Below are 25,815 nucleotides of genomic sequence, written 5' to 3'. Positions count from 1 at the left end.
TTGCCTCCTCACACCATTGCCGCAACGAGATCGACCTGATCCGGCTTGGCGCCCGGAGCCGCATCGAAATGGGCCGTGACCGCACCATCGCGCATCACCAGCACGCGATGCGACAGGCCGATCGTTTCTTCCAGCGTGTCCGATATCAAAAGGATCGCGACGCCTTCCGAGGAGAGCTGCCGGACGAGCTCGTAGACCTCTTCCTTGGCACCGACATCGAGGCCGCGGGTCGGATGATCGAGGATCAGGATCCGCGAGCCCGCCGTCATCCAGCGTGCCAGCACTACCTTCTGCTGGTTACCGCCCGAGAGTTTACGGCAGGCGATATCCGGCCCAGGCGCCTTGATACGAAGGCGCTTGATCCAGTCGGCGGCGAGCTTGCGTTCACGCCGGTAATCGATTGCGCCGCCGCGCATGACGGAGGAGAGATCGGCAAGGCTGATATTTTCGGCGATCGACAGGAACATCACCAGCCCCTCGACGCGCCGTTCGCGGGGGATATAGCCGATGCTCTTGCGCACCGCCTGTTCGGGCGAACGGAAATGCACCGGCTCGCCATTGATCTTGAGCGTACCGGCCGTATGCGTCAGGAAGCCGCCAATCGCCCGCGTCACCTCTTCGCGGCCGGAGCCGACGACACCGGCAATGCCGACGATCTCGCCGGAGCGGATCTGCAGGTCGACATCGTGGAAAGCGCCGTCGATCGACAGCCTGCTGGCATCGACGACGATCTCGCTTTTCGGCGGCAGCTGCTTGTCTTCCTTGTAATAGGTTGCCTGCAGCCCGCGGCCGACCATGATCTCGTGGAGTTCAGGACCGGTAACATCGGCCGCCCGATGCTCGGCCACCACCTGGCCGTCCTTCATCGTGTAGACGCGGTCCGAGATGCGCAGGACTTCATCGAGCCGGTGCGACACGAAGACGAAGCTTGCCCGCGACTTCAGCGAGCGCACCCGCTTGAAGAGCACGTCGATATCGCTACCGCTCAAGACCGAGGTCGGCTCATCGAGCAGGATGACGAGCGGGCGCGAGACAGTCTCTTCCAGCGTCAACGCCTTGGCGAGCTCGACCATCTGACGTGCCGCGAAGGTCAGTTCCGAGGTCCGCGCCGTGACATCGATATCGACGCCGATCTTTTCGAGCTGGCGGCGGGCGGCGGCGCGCATTGCCTTCCAGTCCATGATGCCGAAGCGGACGAACTGGTCTTCCTGGCCGAGATAGATGTTTTCGGCGACCGAGAGGTTCAGGAGCAGGGATTGTTCCTGAAACACCATGCCGATGCCGTGGGCCGCGCCATCACGCGCATTGCGCAGCTTCAACGGCTGCCCGTCGAGCATGAGCGTGCCGCCATCGGGCTGGTGCGTTCCGGCGAGGATCCGCATCAGCGTCGATTTGCCGGCACCATTTTCGCCGATGAGGCCAACGACCTCGTTCGGGCGGATTTCGAGCGAGACGTTCTTCAATGCGTGAACGCCTGCGAAGGATTTGCTGATTTCGTTGGCTGACAACATGGCGGTCACTTCACGATCTGGAGGCGCAGGCGGTCGAGCGACAGCGCGACGGCGGCAATGATCATCAGGCCCTGGACGGTCTGCTGCACATAGGGGGAGACGCCGAGCAGGATCATGCCGTTGCTGAGCACGGTGACGATCAGCACGCCGACCAGCGTATTGATGACCCCACCTTCGCCACCGGTAAGCGCCGTTCCGCCAACGACGACGGCGGTCACGGCGGCAAACAGGCGGCCGTCGGCGATGACCGCATCCGAACGGCCAAGCTGGGCGGCGGCCAGCACGCCGGCAACGCCGAAGAAGAAGCCGGCGAGCCCGAAGGCCATGATGCGGACGCGGCGCAGATTGATGCCCGAAAGCTCGGCCACATCCTCACCGCCGCCGATCGCCATGATGTGGCGTCCAAGCCGGGTATAATACTGAACGGTGCAGGCGATCAGGAAGGCGGCAAGCGCCACCCAGACTGCCACCGGCAATCCGAGAAAGCGCGCCAGCGCCAGATCGCGGATCGACGGATCCATCAGGCGCACAGCCGAACCGCCGAGCATATAGACGGAGATCCCGAGCCCGATGAACCAGACGCCGAGCGTCGCCATGAAGGAGGGGATCCTCAGAAACGTCTGGATGATGCCGGTCGTGAAGCCCATCAGCGTGCTGGCGGCGATGGCGGCGATCACGGCAAGCCAGCCATAGGCATTGGCATTCGCATCATTCGTGGCGAGCAGCACGGTGACCATCGCGGCCACTGACAGCGATCCCTCGACCGAAAGGTCGATGCTGCCAAGCAGGATGATGAAGGTGAGGCCCATGGCAAGCGTCAACGGCACCGCGGCGGAATTGGCGATGCGCACGAGATTGCGCGGTTCGATGAAATTGGGATTGGCGATGGTGATCAGAATGCAGAGTGCGATCAGCACCAATGCCGGGGCATAGGCACGCAAGCGCTTGCGATCGAGCCCGCCGAACAGGCGGCTTCCAACAGTCGGCATGTCACCTGCCTGTTCGCTTTTGGTCATAGTCTTGATGTTTTCGGCATTGATGGTCAACAGACTGCACCTCGCTGCGTCATCCGGAGTTGCTGGCAGGCGCCGAAAGCGCCCGCCAGCGAGGAGGCAGCCGCGGAGGAGCCGCTGGCTGCGGGAGGAGACACGAGCTCGGGTTAGGTGCGGATCGCACCCGTGACGCGGCCCCAGAGATCGTTCCAGTCGAGCGTCGGATGGGAGTCGATGTTGGTCTTGTAATATTCCTCGACATTCTCCTTCGCGATCAGCACGGCTTTGCCGTAAAATTCGCGATGGTCGGCCGGCTCCTTTGCCGGGTCGAACTTCTTCTGGAGCGCGGCGAGACCGATCGCCAGGCCCATGCCGCCCTGCCAGAACGGATCGGACGTCACGGTGCAGGCGAACTCGCCCTTGCGCACCGCATCGACCGCAGCCTTGATGCCGTCGACGCCGACGACCGGGACCTTGCCTGCGAGGTTTTCGGCGCGCAGCGCCTCGAGCGCGCCGGTGCCCATATCGTCATTGGCGGCCCAGATGCCCTTCACGTCGTCGCCGAAGCGGGTCAGCAGGTTGCTCGTCAGGTCATAGGCTTCCGACGACTTCCAGTTCGCCACCTGGAAATCCAGGAGCTTGATGTTGGTGTTGGCGGCCAGCGCGTCTTCCAGGCCCTTCTTGCGTTCGATCGCCGCCGTGTTGGAAATCTGGCCGCCGAGCGCGATGATGCCGCCGGAGCCGCCGATCGACTTGAAGAGGATTTCGGCGATCTGCTTGCCGCTCGAGATGCCGTCGAATTCGATATGCGAGACGTAGTTCGGATTGAAGTCCTTCGGATGCAGGTCCGCCGGCTTGTTCCACTGGGTCACGACATAGGCGCCAGCCTTGGCGCAGGCCTCTACGATCGGGCGCGCATCCGGCGTGTCATTCGGGTCGGAATTCAGCACCATGTTGCCGCCGGTCTTGGCGAGCATGGCCTTGATGTCGGCAATCCCCTTTTCGCTGTTGCCCTCGGAGACGAGCGTTACGTGATCGAGGCCGATGGCGGAGGCGAAGGCCTCGGCACCGGTCTTCCAGACCGCATGATACGGGTTGGAGAGCGAGCGGATGGACGTGACAAGCGTCGGCTTGTCGGCGGCGAAGAGCTGCCGTGGCAAGGCGGCGACCGTCGCACCCGCCGCGACGGTTGCCAGAAACGATCTGCGGTTCATGCTGCCGAAATGCGAATTTATCTTATCGATCATTCGAAAACCTCCCGTTGAATGACGAAGATCCCGATGCCGTCCTTCTTTCCCCGGCACCGCGATCTGAAGCAACGTCGTCATAGCATTTGTACGACAACCCTTCAAGACGATAACCGTACCCTTTCTCTTGACGAGGGGCAAGAGACTTGAGATTGTGATCGCGAATTGATGCCGCGGCAACGAGGAGCGCCCGGCATCACATGCATTTTACGGAGGAGAGAATGCCCGATTACATCATCGTCGGGGGCGGCTCGGCGGGATGCGTGCTTGCTGCGCGCCTGAGCGAGGACCCTGATGTTTCCGTGACCCTGCTGGAAGCCGGCCCGCGCGACAGCAATATGTACATCCATCTCCCCGTAGGCTTCTTCAAGATGACGGCCGGCCCGCTGATTTGGGGCTATGAGACGGTGGCCGGGCGCGAGATTGCCGGGCGCAAGATGGTCTATCCGCAAGCTCGCGTGCTCGGCGGGGGCAGCTCGATCAACGCCCAGGTCTTCACCCGCGGCTGCCCCGAGGATTACGACGGCTGGCGCGACCTCGAGGGATGCGCTGGCTGGGGCTACGAGGATGTGCGCCCCTATTTCCGCAAGTCCGAAGGCAATGACACATTCGGCGGCGCTCATCACGGCACCGAAGGACCGCTCGGCGTCAGCTCGCAGAACCCGCATCCGCTGACGCGCGTCTTCGTGCGTGCCGCGCAGGAGGCCGGTCTTCCCTTCAATCCCGATTTCAATGCCGGATCGCAGGCCGGCGCCGGTTTCTATCAGACAACGACGAAGAATGGACGCCGCAGCAGCACCGCCGTCGGCTATCTGAAGCCCGCCGCGCATCGCAAGAACCTGACGGTGCGCACCGGTACCGCCGTCAACAGGATCGTCATCGAGAACGGCTGCGCCGTCGGCATCGAGATCATCGAGAACGGCCGGCCGGTGCTGTTGAGGGCCGAGCGCGAAGTCATCCTCACGTCGGGCGCCATCGGTTCGCCGAAGATGCTGATGCTCTCGGGTCTCGGCCCCGCCGACGAACTACGAGCGCTCGATATTGATGTTGTCAGAGATCTGCCGCAGGTCGGCAAGAACCTGCAGGATCACATGGATGTCGATGTTCTCGCTGAACTCAGCGGCTCGCACGGCATCGACCGCTACAAGAAGCGCCATTGGCAGGTCGCGGCCGGGATCGAATACGCCCTGTTCGGCAAGGGGCCGGTGGCCTCGAACATCGTCGAGGGCGGCGGTTTCTGGTGGGGCGACAAGGCTGAGAAGACCCCGGACCTGCAGTTCCACTTCCTGCCGGGGGCTGGTGTCGAGGAAGGGATCGGCGGCGTGCCCGGCGGCAATGGCTGCACGCTGAATTCCTATCACGTCCGGCCGCGCTCGCGTGGGACAGTAACTCTGCGCTCGAAGGATCCATCCGTTCCCCCGGCAATCGACCCCAATGCCTTTGCGGAGCCCTACGATCTGGAACGCGCCGTCGACGGCATCAAGATCTGCCAGGAAATCCTCTCCCAGCCGGCCTTCCGGCCCTTCGTCAGACGGCTGCATCTGCCTGACGGCAATATCCGCACGCAAGAGGAATACCGGCAGTTCGCCCGGCAGTACGGCCGCTCGGCCTATCACCCCGTCGGCACATGCCGCATGGGCGGTGGCGAAGATGCCGTCGTCGATCCGGATCTCAAGGTGCGCGGCATCGATCGGCTCCGGGTCTGCGACAGTTCCGTCATGCCGCGGCTGATCTCGTCGAATACCAATGCCGCGACGATCATGATTGCCGAGAAAGCGGCCGATATTCTCAAAGGCGTCTTGCAGCGGCAGCCGCAGCACGATTACGCATAGTAACGACATCAAGCGCAGATCATTCCATGACCCATTCCATGTCCTCGCCGCGTGAATTCCTCGCTTCGCTTTTCCACGCCGCCGTCAAGGCCGCCGACCCGCTGACGGGGATCAGGGCGCATTTGCCGGGAAAGCCGAAGGGCAAAACGGTGGTGATCGGCGCCGGCAAGGGCGCGGCGCAGATGGCGCGGGCACTGGAAAGCCTCTGGGACGGCCCGCTCGAAGGCGCCGTCGTCACCCGCTACGGCTACGGCTGCGAGACCGAACATGTCGAGATCATCGAGGCATCCCATCCGATGCCGGATGCCGCAGGCCTTGCCGCCTCGAAACGGCTGCTCGAGACGGTCAGGGATTTGACGGCGGACGACCTCGTCATCGCGCTGGTCTGCGGCGGCGGTTCGGCGCTGCTGCCATCGCCGCCGGAGGGACTGACGCTCGACGACGAGATCGCGCTGAACGAGATGCTGCTGGCCTCCGGCGCGCCAATCTCGGCGATGAATGTCGTGCGCAAGCATCTCTCGACGATCAAGGGCGGCCGTCTCGCCGCCGCGACCAAGGCCCGCGTCGTCAGCCTCATCGTTTCGGACATTCCGGGCGACAACCCGGCGCATGTCGCGTCGGGACCGACCGTCCCTGATCGCTCGACCCGCCACGAGGCGCTGGAGATCATCGCCCAATACGGACTGAAGCTGCCGCAGGCGGCGATCGACCATCTGAATTCGGAGAGGGCCGATGCTCCCCTGCCCGATGATCCTGCCTTTGCCCGCAACAGCCATCACATCATCGCCTCGGCCGGCGTCTCGCTGGAAGCGGCCGCAGCGCTTGCCCGCGCAAGCGGCATCGAAGCGGCGATCCTGTCCGATGCGATCGAAGGCGAATCCCGCGACGTGGCGCTTGTGCATGCGGCGATCGCCAGGGAAGTCAGCGGCCGCGATCGCCCCTTCACGAAGCCGGTCGTCATCCTCTCCGGCGGCGAGACAACAGTGACGTTGCGCGCCAAGGGCGGCAAGGGTGGCCGCAACGGCGAATTCGCGCTCGCCGCCGCACTCGCGCTCGACGGCCATGATGTCCACCTGCTCGCAGCGGATACTGACGGCATCGACGGCTCGGAGAACAATGCCGGCGCCTTTGCCGACGGCGGCACCGTCAAGCGCCTGCGCGCCGCCGGTATCGACCCGCGCCGTGTGCTCGACGGCAATGACAGCTATAGCGGCTTCCAGGCGATCGGCGACCTCTTCGAAACAGGCCCGACCGGGACAAATGTCAACGATTTCAGAGCCATCCTGATCCTGTAAGGCGACCAGCCATGAAACATCTGCTCTTCATCGGCACCCTCAACCAGCCGACCTCCTATTTCGAAGGCGCCAATGGCGATGGCCTCTCGGTCCACCTCTTCGATGACGAGACCCTGACGGCCGAGCGGCTGGCTTCCGCGCCGCAGATCGTCAATCCGACCTTTTTCTCGCCGGCTCCGGACGGCAGCCTCGTCTATGCCAATTCCGAGATCGAGGGCTGGTATGAGGGTCTGGTTACTGCCCTGTCCTTCGACAGCAAGGCTGGACGCCTCGACCACCTCAACATGCAGCCTTCGCTTGGCGCAACGACGGCGCATAATGCGATTTCCCGGGATGGACGGCATCTCTTCGTCGTCAATTATGCGATGGGTGCGGGTGGTCCGGATCAGGCACTGGTCGCCTTCGAACGCCGGGCAGACGGCTCGCTGGCGCCCGGCCGCATCAGCGCCGCGCAATCCGGCACCGGCCCCAATGCCGCCCGCCAGGAACGCAGCCATCCGCACAGCGTCACCGAGATTGCGCCCAATCTGCTGCTGGTCGCCGATCTCGGCACCGATAGGCTGACGGTTTACAGCCTTGAAGACGAGCAATTCGAAAAGATCAGCGAGACTGCCACGAGACCAGGTGCTGGACCGCGCCATGTCGCGCTGCATCCGTCCGGGCGCTTCGTCTTCGTCATCAACGAACTCGACTCGACGGTAGCAAGCTACCGGATCGGCGCAGGCGGCAAGTTATTGGAAGAGATCGGCGTCTATCCGACCGTTCCCGATCAGGCCGCTGCCGCAAACCACGCCTCCGACCTGCAGATTTCACCTGACGGACGGTTTCTCTATGGCGCCAATCGCGGCCATGACAGCATCGCAGTCTTCGCGGTCGATGCCGAAACCGGCAGGCTCTCGACAATGGGTCAGGTCTCCTGCGGTGGCCGGACGCCGCGCAATCTCGCGATCGCCCCGCAAGGCGGCCACCTGCTTTGTGCCAATCAGGACAGCGACGTCGTCAGCATCTTTGCCCGCGATGCGGAAGCCGGATCGCTGGTTGATACCGGCAAGAGCATTCGCATCGGCACGCCGATGTGCTTGCGTTTCGCCAAGCACTGAGCGGCGGAAGCCGCTCAGTGCTTGAGGATCTGGCTGAGGAACAGCTTGGTCCGCTCGTGCTGCGGGTTGGTGAAGAAGTCGTTCGGCTTGCCTTCCTCGACGATCTGGCCTGAATTCATGAAGATCACCCGGTCGGCGACGGCGCGGGCGAAGCCCATTTCGTGGGTCACGCAGACCATCGTCATACCGTCCTTGGCAAGCCCGGTCATCGTCTCCAGCACTTCCGAGACCATTTCCGGGTCGAGCGCCGAGGTCGGCTCGTCGAAGAGCATCACGGCCGGCTGCATGCAGAGCGAGCGGGCAATGGCGACGCGCTGCTGCTGACCGCCGGAAAGCTGGATCGGATATTTGTTGGCCTGTTCGGGAATGCGCACGCGCTCCAGGAATTTCAGCGCCGTCTTCTTGGCTTCTGCCTCCGGCACGCCCTTGATCCACATCGGCCCGACCATGCAGTTCATCAGCACCGTCATATGCGGGAAGAGATTGAAGTGCTGGAACACCATGCCGACATTCTTGCGGACCTCGCCGACATTGCGCATCTTGTTGTGCAGCGTGATGCCGTTGACGGAAATCTCGCCTTCCTGATGCGCTTCCAGCCGGTTGAAGCAGCGGATCAGCGTCGACTTGCCGGAGCCCGAGGGACCGCAGACGACGATGCGCTCGCCCTTGCTGACCGTCAGGTTGATATCCTTGAGCACCTGGAAGGCGCCGTACCACTTGGAAACGTTCTTCGCTTCGATGATCTTGTCGCCGTTCATCGGACTTTGCTCCTGGCGTAATGACGCTCGATGCGGGATTGGATGAGCTCCAGGCAGATCGACATGATCCAGTAGAGCATGGCGGCGGAGATCAGCATTTCCATGTGCTGGAAGGTCTTCTGTTCGAGCGTGCGGGCGAGGAACATCAGTTCCCAGACGCCGATCACCGAGACCAGCGAGCTGTCCTTCAGCATGGAGATGAACTGGTTGCCGGTCGGCGGGATGATGACCGGCAGTGCCTGCGGCAGGATGATCTTGCGCATGGTGATGCCGAAGCCGAAGCCGATCGAGCGCGACGCCTCCCACTGGCCGCGATCAATGCTCTGGATGCCCGAGCGGAAAATCTCCGTCATGTAGGCGCCGTAGCAGAGCGACAGGGCGAGAATACCGGCCGGAACCGCATCGATGACGAAGCCGAGCTGCGGCAGGCCGAGATAGATCAGGTAGACCTGCATGAGGAGCGGCAGGCCGCGGAAGAACGACGTGTAGAAACTGGCGATCGCATAGGCGAAGCCATTGGTCGAAAGCTTGGCGACGGCGCCGAGAATGGCGATCGCCGAGGCGATGACGATCGAGATTGCCGAGACATAGATCGTCGTCACCAAGCCCTGGGTAATCATGAAGGGCAGTTTTTCGGCGATGAACGGCAGGCTCAGATGAAAGGTCGCGAAGAAGGCGAGGAACAGAAGCAGCAGTTCCAGCCAGACGACGGCGATCTGCACCCTGAGCGGCGCAAAGCCGATCAGCACGACATTGAGCACGAACATGACGGCGATGACGAAGGCGATCGCGAAACGTCCGTACAGGCCGCTGGCAGAGGGATCGCCGATGACGGGGCGCATCAATTCGCCCATCGCCGTGCCGGTCATGTTGAACATCAGGAAGAAAGCCAGCACGACCGCAAACATCGTCGCGATGAACCACGGCTTATGGACGAGCACTTCAGACTCGACGGTATCGGGATAAAGCATCTCTTGTCCCTTGCGGCAAATCGACGGTCCGGTTGCCCGGACCGTCCGCTTCTGGCGGTGGTTACTTTACGACCGTATAGTCTACGCCATACCACTTCACGGAGAGCTTGCTCAGTGTGCCATCGGCCTGCATGCCCTTCACGGCTTCAGCGATCTTGTCGTTGAATTCCTTGTCGCCATGCTCGATCGCAACAGCGAGCGGCTCGTAGAAGACCGGGTCGCCGATCTGCTTGATCGGGTAGCCGGCCTTCACCGCGTCGAGAATGCTCGGCAGCGAGGAGACGACGGCATCGAGACGGGTGCCGTCACCGAGACGCAGGTCGTCGAAGGCGGTGGTCGAGTTGGCGTAGGACTTCACTTCCTTCGGCTTGAACTCGTATTTGAAGGGAGGCGCGCCGGCAGCATCGAGCGTCAGGTCGCCCTTGGCATAGGCTTCAAAGGTCGAGGTTGCCGTGGTGCCGACCACCTTGCCGTCGAGATCGGAAAGCTTCGTCGCCTTGCTGTCCTTGTGAACGGCAACGGCTGCCGGGGTGTAATAGTAGACGGCCGGGAAATCGAAGATCTCGGCGCGCTTCTTGGTCGGCGTCATCGAGCCGACATGCATGTCCCAGCGGCCCGCCCAGTTGCCGGCGGTGATGATGTCCCAGCCGGGCGTGACGAATTCGACCTTCACGCCGAGACGCTTGCCGATATCCTTGGCGACATCGACGTCGAAGCCATCGAGTTCGTTCTTCTCGTTCATGAAGGATTGCGGCGCCCAGTTGGCGTCGGTCGCAACCTTCAGGTCCTTGGCCGCCATGACGCGGTCGAGGACGGCACCGGCATTGGCCGGGAGGGCGGCGAAAGCCACGGCAAGCGATGCTGCCGCTGCGGAAATCTTGGTCAGTCTGTTCATGCGATGGTTCCCTTTATTGTCATTCTTGGTTTTTGGCCCGGGCTCATTCCCGTACCGTCATGCAATCTTGATGTCGAAGAGACCTTTTCGTCTTCCGGCGATTTGAAGCAGCCGCAGGCCGGTCGCTTCCTTGAATCGATGGAAGTCAGAGTTCTCCTTTCTGGCGCATCTCGTCGCGAATGGAGCGGGCGACCCGGAAGGCTTCGACGCCGGCCGGAATGCCGCAATAAACCGCGATCTGCACGAGCGCTGCCCTCAGTTCGTCATCGGTCAGGCCATTGCGGATCGCGCCGCGAAAATGGATGCCGAATTCATGCATGCGGTTCAGCGCCGCCAGCATGCCGAGGTTGAGGAGGCTGCGCTGCTTTAGGTCGAGCCCTTCGTCGGTCCAGGCCGTGCCCCAGCAATATTCGTTGAGCACATCCTGGAACGGTGCCGAGAAGCTGTCGGCGCCGTTGATGGCGCGGTCGACATAGTCGTCACCCAGCACCTTGCGGCGAACGGCCTCGCCGCTTTTTCTAAGCGCCTCATCCATGGTTCCTCTCCGTGGCGGCCAGGAAGCCGCGCATCAGGTTCGCCACCGTTTCCGGCGCCTCGATGAGAATGGAATGGCGCAGGCCCGGCAGGATCGACAGCGTCGAGCCCGGGATGCGCTCGTGCATGTAGCGGGCCATGCGCGGATTGGATCCGGCATCGTCCTCGCCCGTCGCAATCAGCGTCGGGCAGCGGATCTGGTCGAGGAAGCCACCGAAGTCGGTCTCGGCGAGCACCCTGTAGGCGGCTGCATAGCATTCCGGATCGTTCTCGGCATCGCGCTGGCGAAGCCTTGCTATTGTCTCGGCGTTTGCAGCCTGAAACTCTTCGGTCAGCCAGCGCGACAGCGAGGCGTTGTGATGATCGGCCGGCGTACCGGCCCGCAGCGCCGCGAGGCGCTCCAGAACCCGCGTCCGCTCATCCGGCGTGCGGCCAGCCACCGTGGAGAGCAGCACCAGCTTGCGCAGCCGGTCGAGATGGGTCAGCGCTAGGCGCTGGGCGATCAGCCCGCCGAGCGAGAAGCCGGCGAGATTGAAACTCGAGAAGCCTGCCTTGTCGGCGAGCGCCAGCGCCTCGTTGACGAAATCGTCGATCTCGTAGCGGCCCTTTACCCGGCTCGATTGGCCGTGGCCGCGCAGGTCGAAGGTCAGGATCGTGAAACTGTCCTTCAGGCGCTCAACCACACCCGACCAGGCCTCCAGATAGGAGCCGACGCCGTGGATGCAGACCAGCGGATCGCCGCTACCGTCGATCCGGTAGTTGAGCGTCACGTCTCCGACGGTATGGCGCTGTGCCTCTGCCATGTCAGCCTGCCGCCGCCTTGCGCTGCTTGTCCTTTTCGCGCGCGGCGAAGAAGGGCATGATTTCCTTGACGAACAGCTCGATCGTCCGCTTCTGCAGCTCGAAGGGCAGGTTGAAGGTCAGGCCGAGGCAGTACTGATCGACACCGGCTTCTTCATAGACCAGCAGCTTCTCGATCGCTTCGTCGGGCGTGCCGAACATCAGGTTCTTGCGGATATTGTCCGGATTGTAGTTGTCCTTGCCCTTGACCGCTTCATAGGGCACCGCTTCCGGGAAGCCTTCGCGGACATTGCCGATATTCTGCATCAGGTTTTCGAAGGCGCGGCCGTAATCCATGCTGTGCTTGACCGCCAGTTCCCAGCCGTCGGCCTTGTCGTAGACGCAGGTGCGGCGCTGCATCATGAAGCGCGGGCGCGGTACCTCGGGATGATCGGCAACCGCCTTGTTGAACTTGTCGGCCAGAACCTGGATCTCGGCTGCCGGCTGCGAGAGCGGCGTGGAGAGGATGCTGGCGCCATTGGCGATCGCCCAGTCGAAGGAGCCGGGATCGCGGGCCGCGACCCAGATCGGCGGATGGGGCTGCTGCAGCGGCTTCGGCACCGACGTGGCGGTCGGAAATTTCCAGTAGTGCCCGTCATGGGCGTAGTCGCCGGCCCAGAGCTTCTTCACGGCCGGGACGATCTCCTTCATGTAGGCGACGCCTTCCTGCTGCGGCATGCCGCCGGCCATCCGGTCGAACTCATACTGGTAGGAGCCGCGGGCGATGCCGAATTCCAGGCGACCGTTGGTCAGATGATCGCAGAGCGCGGATTCGCCGGCGAGACGGATCGGGGTCCAGTAGGGCGCAACGAGCGTCGAGGTACCCAGCCGGATCTGCTCAGTGTGCTGCGCCAGCCAGACCAGCGTCTGGAACGGATTGGGAGAGATCGTGCATTCGATCGTGTGGTGCTCGGCAGTCCAGAGCGCCTCGAAACCGCCCTCATCGGCCATCCGTGCCAATTGCAGGAGATTGTTCTTGACCGTCGACATCGGAATGTCGGGCGAGAAGCGTTCCATGGTCAGCGATACTGCGAATTTCATCTGCTAGCCTCCCTTTCGGGTTCAGTTTTGTGCGTGCCGTCACTTCAGACGGATGACGAAGGGGTCCTGCATGGCGCCGGAATAATCGATGATGACGTTCTTCAGGCGCGAGAATTCATGCATCACCTCGAAGCCGCCGCGCCGTCCGTAGCCGCTTTCCTTGAAGCCGCCATTCGCGGACATGAAGGAGGCCGAGCGATAGGTATTGACCCAGACGGTGCCGGCCTCGATCTGGTTGGCGAAGCGCAAGGCCCGATCGATGTCCTTGGTCCAGATGCCGGAGGCGAGGCCGTAGTGGCTGTCATTGGCAAGCGCGATCATCTCCGCCTCGTCGCGGAACGGCATGACCCCGACCACCGGGCCGAAGATCTCGTCACGCATGAAGCCCATGTCGTTTTGCGCATCGACCATGACGGTCGGCTCGTAGTACCAGCCTCCGCTCGAGAGACCTGCCTTCTGCGGACGGCGGCCACCCGCCGCAACCTTGGCGCCTTCCTTGACGCCCGAGGCAACGTAACCCTCGACCTTGGAAAGCTGGTCGGCGAGCGCCAGCGGGCCGATATCGGTATCGTCGACCGTCGGCAGGCCGACGCGGATGCGGGCGGTGCGGGCGATCAGCGCGTCGATGAACTTGTCGTAGATGCTGGCTTCGACGAAGCAGCGCGAACCGGCAACGCAGGTCTGCCCGGCAGCGGCAAAGACGCCGGAGACGACGCCATTGACGGCATGCTCGATCTCGACATCGCCGAAGACCACATGCGGCGACTTTCCACCGAGCTCCATCGAGCAGGGCACGAGGTTCTGCGCGGCATTGCCGGCGATGCGGCGGCCGGTCGCGGTGCTGCCGGTGAAGACATATTTGGCAACGCCCGGATGGCGGGTCAGCGCCTCGCCAGCGCTCTTGCCGGTGCCGGTGACGACGTTGACGACACCGGCCGGGAAGCCGGCTTCATGGATCAGTTCGGCCAGCGCCAGCGTCGAGGCAGTCGCATGTTCCGAAGGCTTGATGACGACGGTGTTGCCGATCGCCAGGCATGGCGCCAGCGTGCCGGTCAGCAGCATCAGCGGCGAATTCCAGGGCGTGATCATGCCGACGACGCCGAGCGGTTCGCGCAGGTTGATGTTCAGCGTATCGGCCCGATTGATCGGGATGGTGTCACCCTGCAGCTTGTCGGCCATCCCGGCGAAATAGTGATAGCTATCAGGCATCGAGCGCATCTGCGCCCGGGTTTCCTTCAGCAGCTTGCCGTTGTCGCGCGTCTCGATCTCGGCAAGCGTATCGGCATTGGCGCGGACGAGTTCGGCGAGTTTGCGCACCAGCGCACCGCGGTCGGTCTGCGTCATGCGCCGCCAGACCGGATTGCGGAAGGCGGCATTCGCGGCCGCGACGGCGGCTGCCACGTCGTCGGCATCGGCTTCGGCCAGATCGTACCAGCGCTCGCCGGTGGTCGGGTCGTAGCTGGCGATGTAGTTGCCGTTCTTCGGCGCCACGAATTCGCCATTGATGAACAGGCCCTGTCGCGACCCTTCGATGGAGCTTACCGTCGTCTTCATGTCACTGTCCTTGGTCTTGGGAGGCTTGGATCCAGGCACGGGCTTCGCCGTCGATCATCGCGACGCGGCCGCCGTCGTCTGAATCCATGTAGATGCCGAACCGGCCGGCCTGCCGCTCGCGGACGTAGCGGCGCAGCATGGAGCGCAGTTCGTGGGTGGCGATCGCTTCGTAGGGCAGATCGTCGATGGCGAAGAAACGCAGGTCTGCAGGCAGGTTGACGCCCGCCCCCTCGCCCGCCAGCCGGGCACGATAGACGAGATAGCCGGGATCGCTGTCGGCTACATCGAAGACGGAATAGAGGAAGGTTTCTTCCGGCACGAGGCTCAGCGCATCGCCGCCCTCGACGACGAGCTGGCTGTCGGCCTTGCGGCGGCGCGCCGAGGGAAGCACCCAGCCACCCTTGCCATCCGAGCGCAACAGCAGGCCATCGCCGGCTTCGATCAGATAGCCGATGATCATGCCATGCGAGGCGAGCCATCCCGATGGCAGCGGATCCTTGACGCTGGCATAGCGGCCGCGGCAGAAGCCGAGCGGCGCCGTCGGGCTGGTGCCAAAAGCCCGGACTTCGCCGATCAGAACCGCATGATCACCGGCATCGACGGTATTGTAGGTCGTGCAGTCGAACCAGGTGAGGCTGTCGGTCAGGACAGGTGCGCCGGTGTGGATATGATCGTGGGTGACGGACTGGAACTTGTCCGGCGACTTGGAGGCAAAGGTCGCGGATACGCCGACCTGTCCTTCATGGAGGATATTGACCGCGAAGCAGCCGGCGCCGGTGAAAGCCTGATAGCTGGACGCCGACTTTGCGATGCAGACCAGCAACAGCGGCGGATCGAGCGAGACCGAGGTGAAGGAATTCGCCGTCATGCCGCGCGGCGTTCCGTCCTCGTCACGGGTGGTGATGACGGTGACGCCCGTCACGAAGGTTCCGAAGGCTCGGCGCAGGGCGATCGGGTCGATCGGCGCATCCGCCTTTGCCGCTATCTCCACCATCTCTCAGCGCCTCCTCGTGCTTGATGAAGAGAGGCTATCGTTGCCGGTGCGGCCGTTCTTCCTTGGCTTCGACGGAGTGAGCGGAAAACTTCTGCTGTGATCCGTAGGAGAGGGAAAACGGCCAGCAGCAGGCGCTGCAAAACCGCGTATACCGGCTGTAGAGGGTTACTTTTCGGCGCTGACGCGATTATCGATGACGCCGTGCAGGCGGATCGCCAGCTCGACGGCGAAGCGCTTTTCCGGCGTCTCTACATCGACGCCGAAAAGCTCCTGGATGCGCGACAACCGGTAGCGCAGCGTCGTGACATGCAGGCCCATCGTATCAGCGCAGGCCTGGCTGCGGCAGCCTTCCTGCAGATACGTAGAGAGCGTCTCGAGATAGGGCGTGCCGTTCTCGCGGTCATGCTCGGCGATGGCGCCAACGCTCTCCTGCACGAAGCTGCGCACGTCGCCCGCCTCGGATGCCGCCACCAGCATCGGCAGCGGCCCGAAATCCTGCGCCGAGACGGCACCGGTGAGCCCAAAGGACCGGCCGATGCGGATCATCCGGCTGCAGCGTTCCCAGGCGGCCGGATAATCGGACAGCGCCGCGCAGCGATTTCCCGCGACGACGACAGGCGGCTCGTCGAAATAGCGGCCAAGCTCCTCGGCGATACGCCGTGTCAGCTTTACCGTCCGCTCCTGCCTTTTGCTCGCATCATAAGGCACGAGGCAGACGACGCCGCCATCGATGGCGATCAGGTTTGCCTGCAGCGAGGCCTGCTGCATGATGCGGGCCAGCGTATGCTCGACATCGACTGAGGCGCCGCCGAAGGCTTTCGTCTTGTCGGGAAAATCGACGACGATCATCTGCTGCGGCACCGAGAAATTCAGCCCCAGCCGCTGAGCGCGCTGGGTGACATCGCCGGCATTGCGCCAGCGGGCCTCGACGATCTCGAAGAATAGTTCGGTCTGGGTTCTCGTTTCGAAGCGGAAGCGAATGAAGCTGCGCATCATCTGGACGCTGAGCGCGAATTTGGCGCTGTCGAGCATTAAGAGATCGAGATCGCTGAATTCGCGCGAGGTCGGAAAGATGATCAATGCGCCGACCAGCTGGTTGTCGACCGTCAGCGGCTCGATGCGCGCCGAGACCTTGAAGCGCTGGGCGCCGTCGTCGAGAAACAGGCTGGCGGCATCCGTGGCGCCTCGATCGATTGCCTCGCGCGCCGCCTTCATCAAGGGACGGGCGAGCGTCGTCGCTGCCGCTTCCTGCCAGGAGGCCTCATCGTAGAGCGCGTTCGGCGGACGTCCCGCGATCACCTGATTGGCGGTGAAATCGACGACGACGGTCGGGTTTGGCAGCATCATGCCGACCATGGCCGAGAGTGGCGCGACGGCACCGTCGCTGAGCACATGTTCAAGCAGCGAGGTATGCGCCTGCAGCGCCCGCTCGAGTCGCTGCGCCGCACGCTTTTCGGCCTCCAGCCGGTGTTCGCGCTCGACGGCGATGGCACCCATATGGATGATCGCGCCGAGAAAGGCGAGGTCGTCTTCGGAGACGTCGGTGATCTGGCGCGAGATGACGCTCAGCACCATCGGCCGGCCCTCGGCGTCCTTGCAGTTCATCGGCATGACGACCACGGTGCGGTAATCGCGCTCGAAGGCTTCCTTGCGGTAGCCGGGAAACTCGACGGACTCGCGGGCGTCGCGGAGGTAAACCGGTTCGTTGCGCTGCAGGGCAATCAGCGACGGACTGGTCGCAAGCTCCCACTTCTCAGGCAACTGCCGCTCGATCAGCGTCGGATCGTAGCGGACGATGACACAGGCATAACCATGCGCCGCATCGATGCCCATGATCGAGCCGAGCGACCAATGGGCATGGCGGCAGGCCGACGCGATCAGATGCTGCAGCACAGTCTGCAGATCGCCGCCGCTGTTGATCTGGCTTGCGACGTCGCGGAGCGCCAATATCTGAGACTTCTGATCCAAACTGCCTCGCTCCCTCCAGCTGCCCGCATCATGCGCGCGCATTCGGCGGAAATCTACTCCGTTTCGATGGAAGCCGACACAGCACCCTTCCGCTGATCGGAGGAAGACGTTCGCTGTTTAGCCGCTAGGCTTTTGGGAGTTTCAACATTTCGTATCGGCGCAAGGCATGACACTCGGCATCAGAAAGATTTCAACCTTCCTCGAAGAAACGCATGTCGAAGGCGGCAAGGCGGCGGCCCGGCCGGTGACCACGGTCGTCGTCGCGGCCGTTATCCAGAACCCCTGGGCCGGGCGCGGTTTCGTCGAGGACCTGAGGCCGGAGATCATCCGCATCGCCGGCGACCTCAGCCATGAGATGACGACGCGGCTGCTGCGCCAGATGGATGCCGGCAAGATCGAGGCCTGCGGCAAGGCGGCAGCGGTCGGCATCAACGGCGAGATCGAACATGCGTCGGCGATGATCCACACGCTGCGCTTCGGCAATCCGTTCCGCGAAGCGATCGGCGGCACCAACTACCTGGAATTCGCCAACACCCGCAACGGCGCTGGCGCGCTTCTGTCGCTGCCGATGATGCATAAGAGCGAGAGCGGCAAGCGCTCGCATTTCCTGACCGCCAATTTCCTGATTGCCGATGCACCCGGCCCGGACGAAATCGTCGTGGCGATCGGCGCCGCCGATGGCGGCAGGCCGCATGCCCGCATCGCCGACCGTTTCCAGGATATTGCGGAGATGGAAGCCGAGATGGCCGCCAAGGGCTAGTCAGCCCGCCGGGCGGGGCGGCGGCATCAGGCCGCCGTGCGCTTCCAGTTGGACTTGATTGACGAACCGTCGTCGCGCTGCACGGCGCGGCGGTTCAGCTTGAACAGGCTGACTAGCTGCGACAGCGCGTCGGCACCGAGCGCCAGCGTGCTCGAGATCGCCGTGGTGCGGGCGCTCATCGCCGCATTTTCCTGCGTCATCCGGTCGAGACGTCCAACCGCCTTGCTGATTTCGCCGAGACCCGTGGTCTGCTCGTCCGCGGCCCTGGCGATCTTGTCGACATTGCCGTCGATGCGCTTCACGAGGACGTCGATTTCCTTCAGCGCCTCGCCGGTCTCGCCGACGAGACGGACACCTTCGAGAACCTCGGCGCCCGAATTGTTGATCAGCACCTTGATTTCCTTGGCCGCATTGGCCGAGCGCTGGGCGAGCTCGCGCACTTCCTGCGCCACGACCGCAAAGCCCTTGCCGGCTTCACCGGCACGCGCGGCCTCGACGCCGGCGTTCAGCGCCAGCAGATTGGTCTGGAAGGCGATCTCGTCGATGACGCCGATGATCTGGCTGATTTCGCGCGATGCCGCCTCAATGCGCTGCATGGCATCGACGGTCTGCTGCACGACCTCCGTCGAAGCGGCGGTCGAGACGCGGGCGCTCTGGACGAGCTGGCGCGTTTCCTTGGTATTTTCAGTGGACGAACGCACCGTCGCGGTGATCTCGCCCAGCGCCGCCGTCGTCTCGTCGAGGGCAGCTGCCTGTTCGCGGGAGCGCTCGGCTAGGTGCTCCGAGGCTTCGCGTACTTCCTGGCTGCTCTTGCTCAGGTCGCCGGTCTGGCCGAGAACGTTGACGAGTGTCTTCTGGAATTCGCCGATCGACTTGTTGAAGTCGCGGCGCAGGCGCTCGAATTCGCCGACGAAGGGCTCGTCGAGAGTGATGCGGATATTGCACTGGGAGAGACGCTCCAGCGCCGAACCGAGCTCTTCGACGGCATGCATGCGATCGGTCACGTCGATCGCGAATTTCACGACCTTGAAGACTTCGCCATTGTGATCGAGGATCGGGTTATAGGAGGCCTGGATGAAGATGCGCTTGTTATCCTTGCCGAGCCGCATGAACTGGCCGTTCGAGAATTTGCCGGTGCGCAGGTCGGCCCAGAAGTCGCGATATTCCTGAGACTGGGCATAGCCCGGCTCGCAGAACATCGAGTGGTGCTTGCCGACGATCTCGTCGGCCGAATATCCGAGTACCGAAAGGAAATTCTCGTTGGCGCCGAGAATGCGTCCATCGGGCGCGAACTCGATGACAGCCTGAACGCGCGACAGCGCGGCGAGCTTGCCGGCATCCTCGGCGCTCTTGCGCTTGATCGCGGTGATATCGGTGGCGATCTTGACGACCTTGTAGGGTTTGCCGCGGCGGAAGACCGGATTGTAGGAAGCCTCGATCCAGATTTCCTGGCCGCTCTTGGCGCGGCGGCGATACTGGCACTGGTCGTATTCGCCGCGCGCCAGCTTCGCCCAGAAGGCCCGGTATTCTTCGGATTTCGCCTCGTCGGGCAGCACGAACATGCTGTGGTGGCGGCCGACGATCTCGGATCGCTGGTAGCCGACCGCTTTGCAGAAATTCTCGTTCGCCGTCAGGATATTGCCCTTCAGATCGAACTCGATGATGGCCTGCGAGCGGCTCAGCGCATCGATAACAGCCGACGCATCCAGGCCGAGAATGGAAAAGCGAGACATGCAGTAAGAACCCCCGGTGACCACAGGCTTCTCCGCCGCACGCAAAGAGCAGCCAAAGACCTTTTGGTGAACAGTAGGGGGACAGCGTTAATTAGCGATTAAGCATGTCTAAAGCTTGGATATTTTCAATTGCGCGTTTGCTGCGCGGCAGGACGGCCCGCCTTTCGGCGCGCCGTCTTGCGATGAAGGAAGATCAGTTGGTGATCTCCGGCTCGACCAGCTTTGCCAGGTTGCGCAGCGATTCCTGCCAGCCGAGATAGCATGCTTCCGGCGGAATGAGATCCGGCACGCCGGCCTGGGTGATGTCGACCTCGGTGCCGACGGACACCTTCTTCAGGATCACCGTGACTTCCATTTCGCCGGGCAGGTTCGGATCGTCGAACTTGTCGGTGTAGCGCACGCGCTCGCCCGGGATCAGCTCCTTGAATTCGCCGCCGAAGGAATGGCTGTCGCCGTTCGTAAAATTGCGGAACGACATCTTGAACGTGCCGCCGACCTTCGGCTCCATGTGATGGACGGTGCAGGCAAAGCCGTTCGGCGGCAGCCACTTCGCCAGTGCATCGGCCTCGATGAAGGCGCGGTAGATCTTCTGAGGGCTGGTGGCCAGCACGCGGTGCAGACGGATGGTACTCGGCATGGTTCGGTTTCCTCCTTTGATTGCGTGGACATCCCAAGGACGTGCGTCGCCGCCACAATCCGACAGCGCAATTTCGATTTAGCAAAGAAATATGCCGCCCGGGCCGAAGGCAAGCCCGCGCGCTGCGATCTCTACCGTCAAAAATCTATTCGTCCGGTTACATTGTTGTACGACAAATTTTGTGCCACTATGCCATTCGTGATGGCACCGCGGCCCGCTCCGCTGGCGCCCGGATGAACAGGATGGTCAAGGAAGAGAAATGCCCGATCTGGAGAAGAGAAGCGTAACCAAAGGCGGCCTCGCGGTCACCACCATGGGCTTGGGAGGAACGGGCCTTGGCAATATGTACCGGGCGACCGATCCGAAGGTGGCGCACGAGACCGTGCATGCCGCCTTTGAAAACGGGCTGCGCTATTTCGATACCGCCCCGGTCTATGGCTTCGGCCTTGCCGAAACGCGGCTCGGGGAGGCGATCCGCACGCTGCCGCGCAGTGAGATCGTGATTTCCTCCAAGGTCGGCTACGATCTGGTGCCGATCCCCCAGAGCGAGGTCAGACCCGTGCTCTGGGACGAGGCACCACCCTTCCGGGCCGATTTCGACTATTCGCGCGATGCCGTGCTGCGCTCGATCGAGGGATCGCTGAAGCGGCTCGGCACCGATTATATCGACATGCTGGCAGTCCACGATCCCGACGAGGCGATCCATTTTGCCAGGGGCGAAGATCCCTATGCCCGCAGCCGTTTCAAGGAAGCGATGGACGGCGCCTACCCCGCGCTCGACGAACTGCGGGCGCAAGGCGTCATCAAGGCGATCGGCGTCGGCATCAACCAGTGGCAGATGCTGTCGGATTTCGTCGAGGCCGGTCAGTTCGACTATTTCCTGCTCGCCGGACGCTACACGCTGCTCGAACAGGAGCCGCTTGCGACCCTTCTCCCCGCCTGCGAGCGCAAGGGCACCAAGCTGGTCATCGGCGGCCCCTATAATTCCGGGATTTTGGCGACCGGCGCCGTCAACGGCGCGACTTTCAATACCCGCAATGCACCGGCCGAAGTACTCGACAAGGTGGCGAAGCTCGCGGCAGTCTGCGACCGCTACGATGTTCCGCTCGCCGCCGCAGCACTACAGTTCCCGCTGGCGCACAAGCTCGTTGTCAGCGTCATTCCCGGCGCCCGCTCGGTGGAGGAACTCGAGCAGAACCTCTCCTATCTCCATTGGCCGATCCCGGCAGCGCTCTGGTCGGATCTGCGGGCGCAGGGGCTGATCGATCCCGCCGCTCCGCTTCCGGCCGGTGGCTGATGCAGTTGCGGCCGGCAGCGGCGGTGATCGGCGAGTTCGAGACACTTCTGTCGTCCCGGCGCGCCGATCTCATTGCAGCGGCCGGTCTGCCGGAGCTTGAACTCTTCGGGCAGCGAACACGGCTGCTGCTGGTTCGCGAACCTGCATCCCCGATCCCCAACTGGCCGGCCCTGAAGGCGCGGGCCAGGCGCACCGCTGAAACGCTGAGAAAGATCGGCGTGACGCCGGTTCTCGTGACCGGCGATCCCGCCTCCTCCCTGGCAATTGCGCTCGGTGATGCCGGATGGGGTGTGTTTCGTGACGGTGTAGATCTCCGCCCGCGCGGCGAGCTCATGCTGGACGCAAAGCCGATCCCCGCTTCAAAAACCAAACTCTCGCTGCTCTGCGCCCTCTGGCATCTTCGTCATCGACCCTTCACGGGAGCGGAACTCGGCCGATCCGCCGGCATCTCGGCAACGTCGGCCCGCACCGCCATCGCTGAGGCAATACAGGCCGGGTGGGTCAGCCGGAATCGCGATGTCGGCGCTCATCTCTACCGCCTCGACCATCCCCAAGCGATCGTCGACAACCTGCCCCATGCCGCGTCGTCACGGCCGAACCGCTGGCAGCATTTCGCCCTGGCGCCGGACCATCTGGCGGCACTTCCGCAGCGGCTCGACGGTTTCTGCCGCAGCCATCGGATCGCCTATGCCGTGACCGGCCGATATGCCGCCACCTACTTCCTCGGCCGCCGGCAGGACGTGCCGGAGCTGCAGGTCAGGCTCGCCCCGACCGCCGAATTTGCCGATCTGCTCTCCCATCTGCGCGCTGTGCCCGCGGCAGCGCCTGCGAATCTCGCAATCGTGATATCGGCCGATGCCGCGAGCTGGCTGCATGGAAGGCGGGTACACGGCCTTGACCTTGCAAACCCGCTCGTCGTCATGACCGACCTCTTGGAAACGAAGAACTTGGAAACAAATGCATTTCGGGCCTGGCTGGAAGCAGAAGCGCAGCGCCCGGAAAATGTCCAAAACCACCCGTAAGTACTATATACACAAGCGCGCAGCGGCGAATGGTCCATCCCCAGAAGTAGTGATTGAATTTTTCACTTAGCTCATACACTATCTATCGGCCCCCCAAGTGATCGGTCTCCCGCAAGGACGCCCATCGAACCTCGCGGTAAACGGAAAAAACAAATGAACGCCAAGGCCCCGAATGCAATCGACGTCTATGTCGGCTCCCGAGTAAGAATGCGCCGGCTCCTTCTCGGCCTCAGCCAGGAAAGGTTGGCCGATCAGATCGGCGTGACGTTCCAGCAGGTCCAGAAGTATGAGAAGGGCATGAACCGCATCGGCGCCAGCCGCTTGCAGAAGATCGCCGAGGTGCTGTCGGCGCCGCCGAGCTATTTTTTCCAGCAGGAAGACTCTCAGCCGCTGACGCTCGAAGGCCTCGAAATGCCGCAGAAGGCCGATCCGGTCTCCGAATTCCTGCGCTCCAAGGAAGGCCTCGCGCTCAACCGCGCCTTCCTGAAGATCAACGACCCGCAGATCCGCGAAAAGATCGTCTCGCTGGTCAAGGCCATGGCGCAGGCCGAAGGCCATCGCGACACCGCGGTCGGCGCTTCCGCTTCGGAAACCAGCCAGCCGCTGAACGGCTAAGCATTCGTCAGTATCAACGTTTCGAAGGCGCGGCCGAAAGGTTCGCGCCTTTGTCATGTTCTGTAGCGGCGATGTCACGCCGATTGCGGAATTTGAAGTTGAATCTGTAAGTGTTTTCTGATGCCTGCAGGTGTGTCACGCTTGTGTCACGCGCGCCGCGCGAGAACTTCCCCTAACGTCACATTGCCGCCACGTCCCAAGGCGGCGATCTGACGAGGTTTGACAATGGAAGATGCGGTCATCGACGTCACCCATGCGAAGAGCGAAGAGCAGCTGAAGGAGCTGGCGTCGCTGGCAAGACTGATTGCTTTCGCACGCGAAAATGCCAAGGAGCTGAGTGCCGAATTCCCGGCGCATTGCCTCGACCTGGCGCTCAATTCCCTGCTTCAGGACCTTCAGAACAGCGCAGCACCGGCTATCGCCGAAGAAGGTCAGCGTATCGAGGCAGCTTTCGCAGTACGCCACTGAACGAGACATTCTCTCACTCCGGAAAGCCGGAGTGAGACGATCTCTCGGATTTCGTTGCTCTATTTGATTAAACGTTACAGCAGACGGTCCGGCTGCGTTTAAGAGACGACATTCCTGATGAAGCGAACGGTCTCGCTGCCGTTGTTGAGATAGGAATAGATCTGCGCCGAGCTGTAGATCGCAAAGGTTCCGGCCGGATAATCGGTCTCGGTGCCGCTGAGCGACAGCGTCAGCACGCCCTCGATGATGAAGATCATTTCGTGCCAGCCCTGCGGATCAGGCTCGGCATCGTAGCGTTCGCCGGCTTCGAGCGACCAGTGCCACATCTGCGTCTCATGCGCGGCGGGTGCCGTGCCGAGCAGCACGCCGGAGCTTGCCGCTCCGCGCCCGCGCCAGGTCACTTCGTTGATATCGGATGAGGACGTGCGGTTCGGATCGCGAACGAGATCGACGAAGCCGACACCCATGGCCGCCGCCAGCTTGTCGAGACTGGAGAGGCTGATATTGGCATCGCCCGCCTCGACAGCGACGATCATCCGCCGACTGATGCCCGAAGCTTCCGCCAGCGCTACCTGGCTCAGACCCGAGGCCTGCCTTAGTCTGCGAAGATTCCCAGAAACATGCGACAAGACATCGCCCCCGCCTTGACTGTGCAATATATTGCTCATAGGCTTCCTCTAATCACATTGGGCAGTCAGATCAATCGCGATCTCGCCGTGCGTCCTATCCGGCCGCGCGAACGGATAGCTGCGTTCCATCGGCTGTTCCGCATGTAAAGGCGAGGAAAGCATGACGCAACCGATCGTTCTCCACGAAGCCGATATCACGGCGCTTCTTCCGAAAGTCGATGTCCGCTCGGTGCTGGAGCGCATGTTCCGGGCGCTGGCCGACGACGATGCCGTACAGCCGCCGCAGACGCTCAGCCTCTTCCCGCGCGACGCCGGCGACTTCATCACCTATCTCGGCGTTCTCGCCGGCGAAAAGGTCTTCGGCGCCAAGCTCTCTCCCTACATCCCCGGCGACGGCAAGGCGTTGGTCACAGCTTGGACGCTGCTGATGTCGATGGAAACCGGCGAGCCGGTTCTCCTCTGCGACTCCAAGAAGCTGACGACCGAGCGCACCGCCGCGACCTCCGTCATCGCCGCCGATGCCTTGGCCGATGCCGGTGCCTCGGTACTGACCATCGTCGGCTCCGGCCCGGTGGCGCTGGCGCACCTGCGCTATGCCGAGGCGATCCGGCCGTGGAAAGAGATCCGCATCGCCTCGCCGAATATCGCCGGCCACACCGGCATTCCCGAGAAGAGCGCTGCTGGCTGCACCATCACCAAGTTTACCGACGTCAACCAGGCAGTGCGCGGCGCCGATGTCGTTCTGCTCTGCACCTCATCGGGCAAGCCGGTCATCGATACGGCCGCGCTCTCGAAGGCCGCCGTCGTCACCTCGATCAGCACCAATGTTGCCAATGCCCATGAAGTCGATCCGGCAGCGCTTTCGGGCTTCGACGTGTATTGCGACTACCGCGCCACGACGCCTGCTTCGGCCGGTGAAATGAAGCTTGCCGCCGCGTCCGGCGCCTGGAGCCCGGATGCGCTTTGCGGCGACCTGCCGGAACTACTCGCCGGACGGGCAAAGGCCCCGAGTCGCGAACGCCCGGCCTTCTTCCGCTCGATCGGCCTCGGCCTCGAGGATGTCGCCGCCGCCGTTGCCCTGCTCGCCGCCGCACGCGGCCAATAATCGTAATACCGAGGAGA

General features: G+C 63.0%; 24 protein-coding genes. 9 read left to right on the top strand and 15 right to left on the bottom strand.

What is annotated here, in order from left to right; all coding sequences use genetic code 11:
• Positions 1–8: 8 nt before the first annotated feature.
• The 3 genes from F2982_RS25255 to F2982_RS25245 form a co-directional block, all read right to left on the bottom strand.
• Entirely contained in the window at positions 9–1,511 is a 1,503-nt protein-coding gene (locus F2982_RS25255; RefSeq protein ID WP_199625691.1) for a sugar ABC transporter ATP-binding protein, read from the bottom strand.
• 5 nt (positions 1,512–1,516) lie between these two features.
• Entirely contained in the window at positions 1,517–2,500 is a 984-nt protein-coding gene (locus F2982_RS25250) for an ABC transporter permease (protein ID WP_199625899.1), read from the bottom strand.
• A 170-nt stretch (positions 2,501–2,670) separates the two neighbouring features.
• Entirely contained in the window at positions 2,671–3,750 is a 1,080-nt protein-coding gene (locus F2982_RS25245) for a sugar ABC transporter substrate-binding protein (RefSeq protein ID WP_203430309.1), read from the bottom strand.
• 221 nt (positions 3,751–3,971) lie between these two features.
• Here F2982_RS25245 and F2982_RS25240 point away from each other — a divergent pair, with 221 nt between their 5' ends.
• From F2982_RS25240 to F2982_RS25230, 3 genes are read left to right on the top strand one after another with little or no spacing between them, the layout of a single operon-like run.
• Positions 3,972–5,582, top strand: coding sequence for a GMC family oxidoreductase N-terminal domain-containing protein (locus F2982_RS25240; RefSeq protein ID WP_203430308.1), 1,611 nt, complete (start codon positions 3,972–3,974; stop codon positions 5,580–5,582).
• 26 nt (positions 5,583–5,608) lie between these two features.
• Entirely contained in the window at positions 5,609–6,877 is a 1,269-nt protein-coding gene (locus F2982_RS25235; protein ID WP_203430307.1) for a glycerate kinase, read from the top strand.
• Positions 6,878–6,888: 11 nt separating this feature from the next.
• Positions 6,889–7,977 (top strand): lactonase family protein, encoded by a 1,089-nt coding sequence (locus tag F2982_RS25230; protein WP_203430306.1) that lies wholly within the window; start codon positions 6,889–6,891, stop codon positions 7,975–7,977.
• 14 nt (positions 7,978–7,991) lie between these two features.
• Here F2982_RS25230 and F2982_RS25225 read toward each other — a convergent pair whose 3' ends face one another.
• The 9 genes from F2982_RS25225 to F2982_RS25185 form a co-directional block, all read right to left on the bottom strand.
• Positions 7,992–8,735, bottom strand: coding sequence for an amino acid ABC transporter ATP-binding protein (locus F2982_RS25225; RefSeq protein ID WP_281438215.1), 744 nt, complete (start codon positions 8,733–8,735; stop codon positions 7,992–7,994).
• Complete coding sequence (locus tag F2982_RS25220) at positions 8,732–9,706, bottom strand: amino acid ABC transporter permease (protein WP_203430305.1); 975 nt, start codon at positions 9,704–9,706, stop codon at positions 8,732–8,734. Before F2982_RS25220 ends, F2982_RS25225 begins: the two co-directional genes overlap by 4 nt.
• A 61-nt stretch (positions 9,707–9,767) precedes the next feature.
• The gene (locus tag F2982_RS25215; RefSeq protein ID WP_130280511.1) at positions 9,768–10,601 is read right to left on the bottom strand and encodes a transporter substrate-binding domain-containing protein; all 834 of its coding nucleotides are present in this window, start codon (positions 10,599–10,601) and stop codon (positions 9,768–9,770) included.
• Between the two features lie 145 nt (positions 10,602–10,746).
• On the bottom strand, positions 10,747–11,136 hold the full coding sequence (locus F2982_RS25210; protein WP_112714771.1) for a carboxymuconolactone decarboxylase family protein: 390 nt from the start codon (positions 11,134–11,136) through the stop codon (positions 10,747–10,749).
• Positions 11,129–11,938, bottom strand: a complete 810-nt coding sequence (locus F2982_RS25205; RefSeq protein ID WP_203430304.1) for an alpha/beta fold hydrolase — start codon at positions 11,936–11,938, stop codon at positions 11,129–11,131. The genes F2982_RS25210 and F2982_RS25205 overlap by 8 nt, the downstream gene beginning before the upstream one ends.
• A 1-nt stretch (position 11,939) precedes the next feature.
• On the bottom strand, positions 11,940–13,016 hold the full coding sequence (locus tag F2982_RS25200) for an LLM class flavin-dependent oxidoreductase (protein ID WP_130280507.1): 1,077 nt from the start codon (positions 13,014–13,016) through the stop codon (positions 11,940–11,942).
• Between the two features lie 39 nt (positions 13,017–13,055).
• Entirely contained in the window at positions 13,056–14,570 is a 1,515-nt protein-coding gene (locus tag F2982_RS25195) for an aldehyde dehydrogenase (RefSeq protein WP_203430303.1), read from the bottom strand.
• Between the two features lies 1 nt (position 14,571).
• Positions 14,572–15,564, bottom strand: coding sequence for a flavin reductase (locus F2982_RS25190; protein ID WP_199625682.1), 993 nt, complete (start codon positions 15,562–15,564; stop codon positions 14,572–14,574).
• Positions 15,565–15,729: 165 nt separating this feature from the next.
• Positions 15,730–17,532: a helix-turn-helix domain-containing protein gene (locus F2982_RS25185; protein ID WP_203430302.1), complete on the bottom strand. Its 1,803-nt coding sequence runs from the start codon at positions 17,530–17,532 to the stop codon at positions 15,730–15,732.
• 166 nt (positions 17,533–17,698) lie between these two features.
• On the opposite strand from F2982_RS25185, the gene F2982_RS25180 reads away from it, so the two are divergent.
• Entirely contained in the window at positions 17,699–18,292 is a 594-nt protein-coding gene (locus F2982_RS25180) for an amino acid synthesis family protein (protein ID WP_203430301.1), read from the top strand.
• 26 nt (positions 18,293–18,318) lie between these two features.
• Here F2982_RS25180 and F2982_RS25175 read toward each other — a convergent pair whose 3' ends face one another.
• Both F2982_RS25175 and F2982_RS25170 read right to left on the bottom strand, forming a co-directional pair.
• Positions 18,319–20,025, bottom strand: coding sequence for a PAS domain-containing methyl-accepting chemotaxis protein (locus F2982_RS25175; protein ID WP_203430300.1), 1,707 nt, complete (start codon positions 20,023–20,025; stop codon positions 18,319–18,321).
• Between the two features lie 193 nt (positions 20,026–20,218).
• Positions 20,219–20,662 carry an SRPBCC family protein gene (locus tag F2982_RS25170; RefSeq protein ID WP_203430299.1) on the bottom strand — a complete coding sequence of 148 codons (444 nt, stop codon included), beginning with the start codon at positions 20,660–20,662 and terminating at the stop codon, positions 20,219–20,221.
• Between the two features lie 259 nt (positions 20,663–20,921).
• Between F2982_RS25170 and F2982_RS25165 the strand changes: the two genes are divergently transcribed.
• The 4 genes from F2982_RS25165 (at position 20,922) to F2982_RS25150 (ending at position 24,064) form a co-directional block, all read left to right on the top strand.
• A complete protein-coding gene (locus F2982_RS25165) occupies positions 20,922–21,959 on the top strand; it encodes an aldo/keto reductase (protein ID WP_203430298.1) in 1,038 nt (345 codons plus the stop codon).
• On the top strand, positions 21,959–22,981 hold the full coding sequence (locus F2982_RS25160; protein ID WP_203430297.1) for a hypothetical protein: 1,023 nt from the start codon (positions 21,959–21,961) through the stop codon (positions 22,979–22,981). The genes F2982_RS25165 and F2982_RS25160 overlap by 1 nt, the downstream gene beginning before the upstream one ends.
• A gap of 153 nt (positions 22,982–23,134) precedes the next feature.
• Positions 23,135–23,596 carry a helix-turn-helix transcriptional regulator gene (locus F2982_RS25155; protein ID WP_112714749.1) on the top strand — a complete coding sequence of 154 codons (462 nt, stop codon included), beginning with the start codon at positions 23,135–23,137 and terminating at the stop codon, positions 23,594–23,596.
• A gap of 225 nt (positions 23,597–23,821) precedes the next feature.
• The gene (locus tag F2982_RS25150) at positions 23,822–24,064 is read left to right on the top strand and encodes a hypothetical protein (RefSeq protein ID WP_112714747.1); all 243 of its coding nucleotides are present in this window, start codon (positions 23,822–23,824) and stop codon (positions 24,062–24,064) included.
• A gap of 98 nt (positions 24,065–24,162) precedes the next feature.
• Here the strand turns inward: F2982_RS25150 and F2982_RS25145 are convergent, their stop codons facing one another.
• Entirely contained in the window at positions 24,163–24,732 is a 570-nt protein-coding gene (locus F2982_RS25145) for an XRE family transcriptional regulator (RefSeq protein WP_112714745.1), read from the bottom strand.
• A 121-nt stretch (positions 24,733–24,853) separates the two neighbouring features.
• On the opposite strand from F2982_RS25145, the gene F2982_RS25140 reads away from it, so the two are divergent.
• Positions 24,854–25,798 carry an ornithine cyclodeaminase family protein gene (locus F2982_RS25140; RefSeq protein WP_203430296.1) on the top strand — a complete coding sequence of 315 codons (945 nt, stop codon included), beginning with the start codon at positions 24,854–24,856 and terminating at the stop codon, positions 25,796–25,798.
• Positions 25,799–25,815 lie beyond the last annotated feature (17 nt).

The sequence above is a fragment of the Rhizobium sp. BG4 genome, from assembly GCF_016864575.1.
GTDB lineage: Bacteria > Pseudomonadota > Alphaproteobacteria > Rhizobiales > Rhizobiaceae > Rhizobium.
This window is presented reverse-complemented; position numbering and strand designations above follow the sequence as displayed.

What these genes read in the sequence shown, in the direction of transcription:
- F2982_RS25255 (WP_199625691.1), bottom strand. Translation starts at nt 1,511, where the DNA reads ATGTTGTCAGCCAACGAAATCAGCAAATCCTTCGCAGGCGTTCACGCA.
- F2982_RS25250 (WP_199625899.1), bottom strand. Translation starts at nt 2,500, where the DNA reads ATGCCGACTGTTGGAAGCCGCCTGTTCGGCGGGCTCGATCGCAAGCGC.
- F2982_RS25245 (WP_203430309.1), bottom strand. Translation starts at nt 3,750, where the DNA reads ATGATCGATAAGATAAATTCGCATTTCGGCAGCATGAACCGCAGATCG.
- F2982_RS25240 (WP_203430308.1), top strand. Translation starts at nt 3,972, where the DNA reads ATGCCCGATTACATCATCGTCGGGGGCGGCTCGGCGGGATGCGTGCTT.
- F2982_RS25235 (WP_203430307.1), top strand. Translation starts at nt 5,609, where the DNA reads ATGACCCATTCCATGTCCTCGCCGCGTGAATTCCTCGCTTCGCTTTTC.
- F2982_RS25230 (WP_203430306.1), top strand. Translation starts at nt 6,889, where the DNA reads ATGAAACATCTGCTCTTCATCGGCACCCTCAACCAGCCGACCTCCTAT.
- F2982_RS25225 (WP_281438215.1), bottom strand. Translation starts at nt 8,735, where the DNA reads ATGAACGGCGACAAGATCATCGAAGCGAAGAACGTTTCCAAGTGGTAC.
- F2982_RS25220 (WP_203430305.1), bottom strand. Translation starts at nt 9,706, where the DNA reads ATGCTTTATCCCGATACCGTCGAGTCTGAAGTGCTCGTCCATAAGCCG.
- F2982_RS25215 (WP_130280511.1), bottom strand. Translation starts at nt 10,601, where the DNA reads ATGAACAGACTGACCAAGATTTCCGCAGCGGCAGCATCGCTTGCCGTG.
- F2982_RS25210 (WP_112714771.1), bottom strand. Translation starts at nt 11,136, where the DNA reads ATGGATGAGGCGCTTAGAAAAAGCGGCGAGGCCGTTCGCCGCAAGGTG.
- F2982_RS25205 (WP_203430304.1), bottom strand. Translation starts at nt 11,938, where the DNA reads ATGGCAGAGGCACAGCGCCATACCGTCGGAGACGTGACGCTCAACTAC.
- F2982_RS25200 (WP_130280507.1), bottom strand. Translation starts at nt 13,016, where the DNA reads ATGAAATTCGCAGTATCGCTGACCATGGAACGCTTCTCGCCCGACATT.
- F2982_RS25195 (WP_203430303.1), bottom strand. Translation starts at nt 14,570, where the DNA reads ATGAAGACGACGGTAAGCTCCATCGAAGGGTCGCGACAGGGCCTGTTC.
- F2982_RS25190 (WP_199625682.1), bottom strand. Translation starts at nt 15,564, where the DNA reads ATGGTGGAGATAGCGGCAAAGGCGGATGCGCCGATCGACCCGATCGCC.
- F2982_RS25180 (WP_203430301.1), top strand. Translation starts at nt 17,699, where the DNA reads ATGACACTCGGCATCAGAAAGATTTCAACCTTCCTCGAAGAAACGCAT.
- F2982_RS25175 (WP_203430300.1), bottom strand. Translation starts at nt 20,025, where the DNA reads ATGTCTCGCTTTTCCATTCTCGGCCTGGATGCGTCGGCTGTTATCGAT.
- F2982_RS25170 (WP_203430299.1), bottom strand. Translation starts at nt 20,662, where the DNA reads ATGCCGAGTACCATCCGTCTGCACCGCGTGCTGGCCACCAGCCCTCAG.
- F2982_RS25165 (WP_203430298.1), top strand. Translation starts at nt 20,922, where the DNA reads ATGCCCGATCTGGAGAAGAGAAGCGTAACCAAAGGCGGCCTCGCGGTC.
- F2982_RS25160 (WP_203430297.1), top strand. Translation starts at nt 21,959, where the DNA reads ATGCAGTTGCGGCCGGCAGCGGCGGTGATCGGCGAGTTCGAGACACTT.
- F2982_RS25155 (WP_112714749.1), top strand. Translation starts at nt 23,135, where the DNA reads ATGAACGCCAAGGCCCCGAATGCAATCGACGTCTATGTCGGCTCCCGA.
- F2982_RS25150 (WP_112714747.1), top strand. Translation starts at nt 23,822, where the DNA reads ATGGAAGATGCGGTCATCGACGTCACCCATGCGAAGAGCGAAGAGCAG.
- F2982_RS25145 (WP_112714745.1), bottom strand. Translation starts at nt 24,732, where the DNA reads ATGAGCAATATATTGCACAGTCAAGGCGGGGGCGATGTCTTGTCGCAT.
- F2982_RS25140 (WP_203430296.1), top strand. Translation starts at nt 24,854, where the DNA reads ATGACGCAACCGATCGTTCTCCACGAAGCCGATATCACGGCGCTTCTT.